A 9,791-nucleotide genomic window follows, 5' to 3' on the forward strand; every position below is an offset into this window, starting at 1 on the left:
GATGTGTATAAGAGACAGGCACAGCATGAAGCCCATTGGCGCCAAGTCGGCCGGCCCGGAACGCTCGCGAGCGGTGTTGCGGGCGATGACGATCAGCGCGCTGGGCGCGACCGGAATTTAGGACCGCGCGCCGACGTCCCGGCCGCAGACGCCCGGCGCAGGTACCCTGCAAGCCATGAGGTGGGCATGACCGATCCGTATCGACCGGAGGGCTCTAATCAGTCCTGGCAGCGCGGTGGAGCGTCTGAGCCGCCGACGTCCGGCTATCCGCCCTACGTCGACCCGGCCTACGCCGGGCAGCTGCCGTCGTACCCGTCCGGTTATCCGCCGCAGGCTCCCCACCCGACCGAGCAGTTGCCGCGGCAGCACTGGGAGGCATCCCAGCTCCCGGAGGGTGGACCCGTAGGCGGCGGCGAAGGTGGACCGCCGGAGCCCCCGCGGTTCCCGGCCTGGCTGTTCCTGGTAGCCGGCGCCGCGGTACTGCTGGTGGTCGGCATGGTGATCGCCCTGGTGATTGCTAATGGCTCACAGCGCAATTCAGCCACCGTCACGCCGGTGACCCCGTTGCCGACCGCCCCGAGCACCCCGGTGCCCAAGCGTGTCCCCACCACCACTCCCTCGACGCCAACGACGCCGGCGCCGAGCACAACGACCACACCTCCACCGACGACATCGACCACTGCCGGAGTGCCCGAGACGATCCTCTACAGCGTCAGCGGGACCGGTCGGGCGCTGAGCATCGCCTACATCGATACCGGCGGCATCTTGAAGACTGAGTTCAATGTGGCGCTGCCGTGGAGCAAGCAGGTGACGCTGACGCCGCCGGCCACGACGGCGGCGGCGGTCACGGTGGTCAATTTCGGCGAACAGATCACCTGCTCGGTATCGGTGGACGGTGCACAAGTCCGCCAGCGCACCGGTTCGATTCTCACGGTGTGCGCTGCTGCCGGCTGACGCGGCGATCGCTAGCGCGGCGAAGCCGGGCGAAGCGGGGTCGGCGCCATCGGCACCCGCACCGGCAGCAGCGCCAGCAGGCCCAGCAGCAGGACGGTACACAACCCGCCCATGCCCGCCCGATCGGTGCCGAAGACGTCGACGAAGACCGAGAACAGCCACGGCGCCAGGAACGACACCGCCCGACCGGTCATCGTGTAGAGGCCGAACGCCACCCCTTCGAACCCATCCCGGCCTTCTTGGGCCATCCGCAGCAGCAGGGTGCGTGCCGAGGACTGAGTCGGCCCGATGAACAGACACAGCACCAGCCCGCAGGCCCAGAACGCGCCCGGCCCCGACAGTGTAATCAACGTGGTGCCGGCAGCGATCATCACGACCAGTGAGCCCACGATGACGGTTTTGGATCCGATCCGGTCGTCGAGCAGGCCACCGGCGATGGCCCCGACTGCGGCCACCACACTGGCCGCCACCCCGAAGATCAGCACGTCGCCGGCTGAGATGCCGTAGACGTTGACGCCGAGCACCGCGCCGAACGCGAACACCCCGGCCAGCCCATCCCGGAAGATCGCGCTGGCCACCAGGTAGAAGACCAAGTTGCGGTCGCGGCGCCATTCCCCGGTGATGTCGCGCCACAGCTGGCGGTAGCCACCGAGGAAGCCCACCCGCACGGCAGGCGCCTCGGTCTCGCCGGCCAAGCGCTGCGCGGTGACCAACAACGGCAACGCGAACACCGTCAGCCAGGCCGCGGCCAGCAGCATCGCCACTCGAACGTTGTGTCCGCCTTCAGTGGACAAGTGCAGCAGGCCGCGGGTGGGACCGCTGCCGGCGATGCAGCCCACGTAGACCAGCAGCAGCAACACCACGCTGCCGGCATAGCCGGCCGCCCAGCCGAACCCGGAGATCCGGCCGGAGTTCTGCGGCGTCGACAGCTGCCGCAGCATGGCGTTGTAGGGCACGCCGGCCAGGTCGCCACATGCGGCGGTCAACGCCAACAGCAACAGTCCCGGAGCCAGGTAGGCGGGCTCATCACGGATCAGGCTCATCGAGGCTGTCAAGACCGCTGCGGTACCGGTCAGCACCGCCAGCGTCAGGCGACGGCGGTGCGGGGCAGCCACCCAGACTCCGATCACCGGCGCGACTGCGGCCACGGTCAGCCCGGAGATGGCCAGGGTGCGGCCCAGCCAGCTGGCCGGGGACACCTCTCCGGGCAGCTCTCGACCCACACTGCTGGTCAGATACACCGAGTAGACGAACGTCACAACGATGGCGGAAACTCCGGCTGCACCGGTGTCCCACAGCGCCCAGGCCACGATCCGGGAACGCCCCGGCTTGTCCGCCCCCGGCTCTCCCATGACTGGCACTCTACGATTGCCCCATGCCAATTCCTGCTCCCAGCCCAGATGCCCGCGCCGTCGTCACCGGAGCGTCCCAGGGAATCGGTGAGGCGCTGGCCACCGAGCTGGCCGCCCGCGGCCACGCCCTGATCATCACCGCGCGCCGCGAAGACGTGCTCAACGACGTGGCGGCGCGGCTGCGTGACACGTACCGGGTCGCGGTAGAGGTACGCGCCGTCGACCTGGCCGACCCGCCCGCACGTGACGCGTTCTGCGCTGAACTGGCCGAGCGGGAGATCTCGGTGCTGTGCGCCAACGCCGGAACCGCGACGTTCGGACCGATCTCCGGCCTGGACCCGGCGGCGGAGAAGGCCCAGGTGCAGCTGAACGCGGTGGCGGTGCACGACCTGGTGTTGGCGGTGCTGCCGGGCATGCTCGAACGGCACGCCGGCGGCATCTTGATCTCCGGCTCGGCGGCCGGAAACTCGCCGATCCCCAACAACGCCACCTACGCCGCCACCAAGGCCTTCGCCAACACGTTCAGCGAGTCGCTGCGCGGCGAGCTGCTCAAGTCCGGGGTGCACGTGACACTGTTGGCGCCCGGTCCGGTGCGCGCCGAGATGCCTGATGCCACCGAGGCCTCGTTGGTCGACCGGCTGATCCCGGACTTTTTGTGGATCTCCACCCAACACACCGCGAAGTTGTCATTGGATGCGTTGGCGCGCAACAAGATGCGCGTGGTGCCAGGCGTCACCTCCAAGGCCATGTCGATGGCCAGCGGCTACGCGCCGCGCGCTATCGTCACGCCGATCGTGGGGGCGGTCTACAAGAAACTCGGCGGGGGCTAGCGGCGACGCCGGCCGGTGCCCATCATGCCGCGGGTGATCTCGCGACCCATCGCGGTGCCCGCCGAGCGGGCGAAGCTCTTTGCCGCCGGGCTGGCGAAGATACCCTTGAGCCAGCGACCGAACCGCGTCCACCAGTGCACTTTCGGTGGCGGCGGCACACCGTCGTACCCCTGGGCGTCGGAGGGCGGCGCACTGCCCTCCCCCGCCGCGAGCTTGCCGGACAAGATCTCATAGGCCGACTCACGATCCACTGTCTCGCTGTAGACGGCGTGCAGCGGGCTCGCGGTGGCCGCGGCGGTGATCGCCGCATCGCCGACGGAGGCCATCAGCGATCGCGGCGCCCGCAGTCGCGTCCAGGCGACCGGGGTTGGGGCACCCTTCTCCGACAGGACGGTGACGATCGCCTCGCCGATCCCCAGCGACGTCAGCGCCGACTCCAGGTCATACACCTTCGTTTTCGGGTAGGTGCGCACCGTTTTGCTCAGCGCCGCCTGATCATCGGGGGTGAATGCCCGCAACGCGTGCTGGATCCGGGCGCCCAGCTGCGACAGCACGCTGTTGGGCACATCGGTGGGCAACTGAGTGCAGAAGAACACCCCAACGCCCTTGGAGCGGATCAGCTTCACGGTCTGTTCGACCTGCTGCAAGAACGCCTTCGAGGCGTCGGTGAACAGCAGGTGCGCCTCGTCGAAGAAGAACACCAGCTTGGGCTTGTCGACGTCGCCGACCTCAGGAAGCAGCGTGAACAGGTCGGCGAGCACCCACATCAAGAAGGTGGAGAACAACACCGGGCGGGCGGCTTGATCACCCAGTTTCAGCAGCGAGATGATGCCGCGGCCCTGGCTGTCGGTGCGCAGCAAGTCCTCCGGTTTGAGCTCCGGCTCACCGAAGAAGGTGTCGCCGCCTTCGGCCTCCAGATTGACCAGGGCACGCAGGATCACCCCCGCGGTCTGAGCCGATACTCCGCCGATGTTCTTGAGCTGGGGTTTTCCGGCGTCGCTGGTCAAAAACGTGATGACCGAACGCAAATCCTTCAGGTCCAGCAGCAGATAACCGTTCTGGTCTGCCCAGTGGAAGATCAGCCCGAGGGTCGACTCCTGGGTGCTGTTGAGCCCCAAGACCTTCGACAACAGGATGGGACCGAAGCTGGAAATGGTGGCGCGCACCGGGATCCCGAGACCGCCGGTGCCCAGCGACAGAAACTCCACCGGGAACGCCGTCGGCGTCCAGTCGTCGCCGGTCTCGGTGGCGCGCTGCGTGATCTTGTCCCCGGCCTCCCCGGCCCGCGACAGCCCGGACAGGTCGCCCTTGACATCGGCCATCAGCACCGGGACACCGGCGGCGGACAGCTGCTCGGCGATCACCTGCAAGGTCTTGGTCTTGCCGGTGCCGGTGGCGCCGGCCACCAGGCCGTGGCGGTTGATCGTGGCCAGCGGGATGCGGACCTGGGCGGAGGCGTCTGCGGTGTCGTCGATGACGACCGTGCCCAGTTCGAGGGCCTGGCCGTCTGCGACATAGCCCGCCGCGATCTGCTGCGCGGCGTTCGCCGCCGACTCGGGACTCACAGGTCACGACATTACTTGGCCGGTCTGTACCGCTGTGCGCCTATGGCTGCGGCGAACGGCTAACGTTGGCTCACTGTGAGTGCTGCACGAGACGAACTCGTCTGGATCGACTGTGAGATGACCGGCCTCGATCTGGGCTCGGACAAGCTCATCGAGATCGCTGCCCTGGTCACCGATGGCGACCTGAACATCCTGGGCGACGGTATCGACGTGGTGATCCACGCCGACGACGCCGACCTGGACGCGATGAGCCCCGTGGTGACCGACATGCACACCCGATCGGGCCTGATCGACGAGGTCAGAGCATCGTCGGTCGATCTGGCCACGGCCGAGGCGATGGTGCTCGACTACATCCGCAGCCACGTCAAGCAGGCCAAGACGGCACCACTGGCCGGCAACTCGATCGCTACCGACCGCGGTTTCCTGGCCCGCGACATGGGTGCCCTCAACGACTACCTGCACTACCGGATGATCGACGTCAGCTCGATCAAGGAGCTGTGCCGCCGGTGGTACCCCCGGATCTACTTCGGCCAGCCCGAGAAGGGCCTGGCGCACCGCGCACTGGCCGATATCCACGAGTCCATCCGGGAATTGAAGTACTACCGGCGTACCGCATTCGTCGGCCCTCCCGGACCCTCTACCAGCGATATCGCTGCGATCGCCGGGGAACTGGGGCCGCCGGCGGACGCGCCCGACGATATCGATTCGGTCGCTGAGCGCCCAAGCGGTTAGTATCGACGACGCTGCTTGCAAGTTGGCAGCAATGGTGGCTGTAGTTCAGTTGGTAGAGCACCAGGTTGTGATCCTGGGTGTCGCGGGTTCGAGTCCCGTCAGCCACCCCGAGGCAAAGCACCGCCTCACCCGCGAGCAGGCGAGTGAGGCGGTGCTTTTCGAGCCATGCGACGAACTGTGCAACACAGGTTCAATGCCGCCACCAACTATCGCCTGGCTCGTAGTGTCGCGGCATTGAAGAGTAGGGCCCTCCTGCGGCACGACCTCTCGATATGACGACGCGGCTCGAATTTGAGCCGCAACGTCACTGCTTGCCAGTAAGTTGTCGCTCCAATGAAACTCACTGAACTCGCGGCCTCGATCAATCCAGAGCAAACAGTCTTGCTGCTTGGCGCAGGTGCCTCGATTCCATCTGGCGCGCCCACAGGAGCGAAATTAGCGCGGCACCTCGCCGAGAAGCTGTCCCCGCCGCCAGAGGGTGACGACCTGGCCGAGATCGCAGGCATCTTCGAAAATCGCTTGGGCAGAAAAGACCTTGCAATTGCGGTCAAACGGCGCCTGAGAGATCTGGAGCCGACCGGAGGCATCCTCGCCCTGCCAACTTATAAGTGGAAGGGCATCTACACCACCAACTTCGACCGGCTGGTGGAGACCGCATTTCGCAGCGCCGGCGTATCCCTCGACGTCGTACGGTCAAACTTCGACTTCTCGACCACCACCGGAAGCGCAGCGGCAACCTTGTTCAAGATTCACGGCTGCGTTAGCCAGGACGTGGGTTTGGGCGATCGCGCGCGGATGGTCCTTACTGAACTCGATTACGACGATGTCAGGCAATACCGCCAGTCGTTGTTCCTCAGCCTGCAGATGTCCATGATGAACAGCAACACACTTGTTGTCGGTCAGTCTCTACGTGACCATCACCTGCGCGAACTTGCGAAGGAGATCGGCGAACTTCGCACGCAGGGTGTACAAGGACGAGTTTTTCTCTTGGTTTATGAGTACGACGAAGATCGCGCGCGCCTACTAGATCAGCGCGGCATCGAAGTCGTCCAAGGCACGCTCGATGACCTCATGCATCACCTTCAATCAGCTCAGCCAGACGCCGCCTGCATCTCGGCGGAAGACGATCAATCGCTGACAACTCTTCCTCCGTCGCTCGCAACTACAACAACCAAAGTTGCACACGCGGTCGCCCTAGCGCCCGATCCCCTGCGCCTGTACAACGGGAGTCCCGCTACCTATGCAGACATCCAGGCTGGGTTAACCATTGAACGTAGCAATGAGCCCCGGCTGCGCCAGTTGCAGCAGGGCCTGCGCGGCTTCTTTCTGGTCCTCGCAGGAGCCGCCGGGGTGGGCAAGACTTCGCTGGCGCGACGACTCCTACACTTCCGCCACGGAGAGGGCTTCCTCGCCTTCGAACACCTTAACAATTTTCCGCTGGACGTAGACGGTTGGGTCGGTTTTGAGAAACAACTCCGGGCAAACAATCGTCAGGGAATGTTACTGGTCGACGACTGCGCTCAGCACCTTTCGAGCGTCAGCCGCCTCGTAGATATTCTCGGAACGCGTGACCGGCCTTTTCTGCGCATCATCGTCACAGTTAATGCCGCACAGTGGAAGACGCGCGTGAAATCACCCTATTTCTTTAGCCGTGGAACCTTCGAACGGCTATCACTGCTAGCCGATAGCGACATTCGTGAGTTGATTAATCTCGTCGACCGCAAGCCGGAGATCCGAAGCTTGGTCGAACCTGACTTCCTTAACCTCGGCCACCAAGACAAAGTTCGGCGCTTGCGGGAACGTTGCAGCGCAGAGATGTACGTCTGCCTGAAGAACATCTTTCAGACCGACCAGCTGGATGACATCTTGCTCAGGGAGTTCGCCGACCTCGATGATGACGCTCAGCACGTCTATCGGTATGTCGCCGCAGTGCAGTCGATGGGCGGAAAAGTCCATCGCCAGCTCATCATGCGCCTACTCGGAATCGCCCCGAATGGATTAGCAGATCTCCTGGAGCGGATGGCTGATATCGTCAGTGAATACGACATTAGCGAACGCAAGGGACTCTATGGTTGGGCAGCGCGCCACGACGTCATTGCCCAGGTCATTTCGACTTACAAATTTGCCGATCAAGAAGAACTTCGCATATTGCTCGACCGCCTAATCGAAGGACTCAACCCGACCGAATATCTAGAGCTTGAGACGGCGCGTGGCATTGCTGGAAACGACATGGGAATACCACGACTGACAAATCGGGAACATCAGCGTGACCTAATGCGCAAATTGATCGCTACGGTCCCAGGTGAACGGACTCCACGTCGCAGACTTATTCGAATGTTCCTCGACGAGAACATGCTCGATGAAGCGGATCGCGCGATTCGGTCGAGCCAAGAGGAAATCGGCACTGACAACATCGTTGAGCGCTACCGAGCCACACTGACGCTGCGCCGAGCTCTCAACAGCGGGGGACTGATGGAGGAAGACCTGCTCGCCATGATGCTGGAGGCCGAACGAATCGCACGTAGCTGCACAACAAGGTGGCCGCACGATCGCTACAACTTTCGAGTGCTTGCCGACGTAGGTATTGCGCTTGCGGACCGCTTCAGCCGTGTCGACGTACTCGACGACACAATTTCACTCATGCGCGAGATCGAAATCGATAACCCGGACCCTGACTTCGCCCGCGACCGCCGTGATTTGGAGAGCACGCGTCGCCGCTACTCCAATTGAAGAAACCGGGACGGCCCCCAGAGTCGCGGGCGTAATGCGCCTATCAGGCGTCGAGCAGCCAGGGCAGTTCGAATCCCCCCACCGAATGGTCAGGCGCGAACAGGTTGTCACCTGCGGCGAGCAGCCCCCACGGGTCAGAGAACTCCGAGGCACCAGGCAACGGCAGCGGCGGGTCGGTCGGCGCAATGACTCCCGATCCGGTCAGGAAAGCAACGCCTCGAGCCAGTGCAACGCTGGTGTCGACCACCAGACCGCCAACGAAATCGTTGATCTGCTGGGCGAATTGGGCCAGTCCACTGATCAGGAAGATGTCCTGATCGACGATCGATTGCAAGAGCTTGTCGATCTCGTTGACGACCAGATTGAGCCCGTACGGGATGGAGGTGACAACCGTGCGGATGGCCAGTTCGATGTCGTTACCGATATTGGGGTAGCCGTAATTCGCGAGCGCGGCGAGGAGCGCCTGCTTGAGGTCCGCGGGCGTGACGATGCTGTTCAGGATGGAGGGGTCGTTCGCCATCGAGACGCCGTCGAAGTCCGACCGCATCGGGACTCCGAACAGCGACAGGATCGTGGGCGTGATGTCGACGGTGGAGTAGTTCAGGTTCTGACTGCCGTCGGTGGCGTGATCACCAGCCTGGTCGAAGATGACGAAAGATGATGTCTCGTTGGGTGATTGGAAGCCGTGACCCAAGATGTCGTGCGACTGCTGGTGGCCGTGGTCGGTGGTGATGATGATCGACCAGTCGTCACCGGTGATCGCCTTGACCTGCGCGACCGCGGCCAGGATCTGCTGGATGTTGGCGCCCACGTTCACCACCGCTTGGGCGTATTCGGCCGACCCGCCGCCGAATGCATGCCCGGCCTCGTCGACCTGCACTTGGTAGGAGAACAGGAAGTTGGAGATGTCGTCGGGGTTGTCCGCGGTCGCCAGGATCTGGGCGATGGTCTGCGAGGTGACCAGCGCGTCGGCATCGGCCCAGTTGGTCTCGAAGGGCACGAAGACGTTGTTGTCGACCGGGTAGCCGCCGGCGGCAGCAATGTCGTTGATGTAGTCCCAGTCGGCGATCACCGTGGTGTTGATCTCGGGCTTGTAGTACTCGAGAAGGTTGAACACCGTCGGCCACTGGTTATACGGCTCGGGGCTGAACAGGTTGTTGGTCACACCGTGCTTGTCGTCCCACACCCCGGTCAAAATCGTCGACCATGATGGGCCGGAGAAGGTGGTGTGGTTAACCAGGCTCGCAGTTCCGGTAATGCCTTGGTCCATCGCGGTTTTGAAGCCGCTGCCGTCGTTGTAGGCGTACTCCAGGATCTTGTCCAGGTTGGTGCCGTCGGTACCGATCAGCAGCACGTGCTCGGCGGCCAACATCCAGTCGGCAGTCACCGCCGACAGCCCCGTCTGCGCCGCGACCACCGCCCCCGTTCCGGCAACCAGGCCGGCGACGGTCGCACCGCACCGAAACCGCTTCACCTTTGTCACGATCGGATTCCCTCGTCGAAGTTTGCGCGAGACTGCCCGGCGACCCTAGCAATCGCACTGAGCCGTCCCGGTAAGTCCGGGGACTGATTTCCTTGAATCACCCCGCCTTCGGTGGGGTGTGCCTGTGATCGTAGTGAAGCGCTTC

Annotated in this window: 7 protein-coding genes and 1 tRNA gene; 5 read left to right on the forward strand and 3 right to left on the reverse strand. The window is 64.0% G+C overall.

The window, feature by feature from the left end:
• The first annotated feature begins 186 nt into the window (after nucleotides 1–186).
• On the forward strand, nucleotides 187–954 hold the full coding sequence (locus tag LI94_RS18410; RefSeq protein WP_046302097.1) for an MmpS family transport accessory protein: 768 nt from the start codon (nucleotides 187–189) through the stop codon (nucleotides 952–954).
• An 11-nt stretch (nucleotides 955–965) separates the two neighbouring features.
• Here LI94_RS18410 and LI94_RS18415 read toward each other — a convergent pair whose 3' ends face one another.
• Nucleotides 966–2,306: an MFS transporter gene (locus tag LI94_RS18415; RefSeq protein ID WP_046302091.1), complete on the reverse strand. Its 1,341-nt coding sequence runs from the start codon at nucleotides 2,304–2,306 to the stop codon at nucleotides 966–968.
• 23 nt (nucleotides 2,307–2,329) lie between these two features.
• Between LI94_RS18415 and cmrA the strand changes: the two genes are divergently transcribed.
• Nucleotides 2,330–3,136 (forward strand): mycolate reductase, encoded by an 807-nt coding sequence (gene cmrA, locus LI94_RS18420; protein WP_046302092.1) that lies wholly within the window; start codon nucleotides 2,330–2,332, stop codon nucleotides 3,134–3,136.
• Here the strand turns inward: cmrA and LI94_RS18425 are convergent.
• Entirely contained in the window at nucleotides 3,133–4,701 is a 1,569-nt protein-coding gene (locus LI94_RS18425; protein ID WP_046302093.1) for a helicase HerA-like domain-containing protein, read from the reverse strand. The two genes, cmrA and LI94_RS18425, sit on opposite strands and share 4 nt — an antisense overlap.
• Nucleotides 4,702–4,776: 75 nt before the next feature.
• Between LI94_RS18425 and orn the strand changes: the two genes are divergently transcribed.
• The 3 genes from orn (at nucleotide 4,777) to LI94_RS18440 (ending at nucleotide 8,163) form a co-directional block, all read left to right on the forward strand.
• Nucleotides 4,777–5,433 carry an oligoribonuclease gene (orn, locus tag LI94_RS18430; protein WP_082105811.1) on the forward strand — a complete coding sequence of 219 codons (657 nt, stop codon included), beginning with the start codon at nucleotides 4,777–4,779 and terminating at the stop codon, nucleotides 5,431–5,433.
• Between the two features lie 34 nt (nucleotides 5,434–5,467).
• Nucleotides 5,468–5,540, forward strand: a tRNA-His gene (locus tag LI94_RS18435).
• 226 nt (nucleotides 5,541–5,766) lie between these two features.
• Complete coding sequence (locus LI94_RS18440; protein ID WP_046302095.1) at nucleotides 5,767–8,163, forward strand: SIR2 family protein; 2,397 nt, start codon at nucleotides 5,767–5,769, stop codon at nucleotides 8,161–8,163.
• A gap of 43 nt (nucleotides 8,164–8,206) precedes the next feature.
• Here LI94_RS18440 and LI94_RS18445 read toward each other — a convergent pair whose 3' ends face one another.
• Nucleotides 8,207–9,646: an alkaline phosphatase family protein gene (locus LI94_RS18445; RefSeq protein ID WP_046302096.1), complete on the reverse strand. Its 1,440-nt coding sequence runs from the start codon at nucleotides 9,644–9,646 to the stop codon at nucleotides 8,207–8,209.
• Nucleotides 9,647–9,791 lie beyond the last annotated feature (145 nt).

Source organism: Mycobacterium sp. UM_Kg27, assembly GCF_000972905.1.
Lineage (GTDB): Bacteria > Actinomycetota > Actinomycetes > Mycobacteriales > Mycobacteriaceae > Mycobacterium.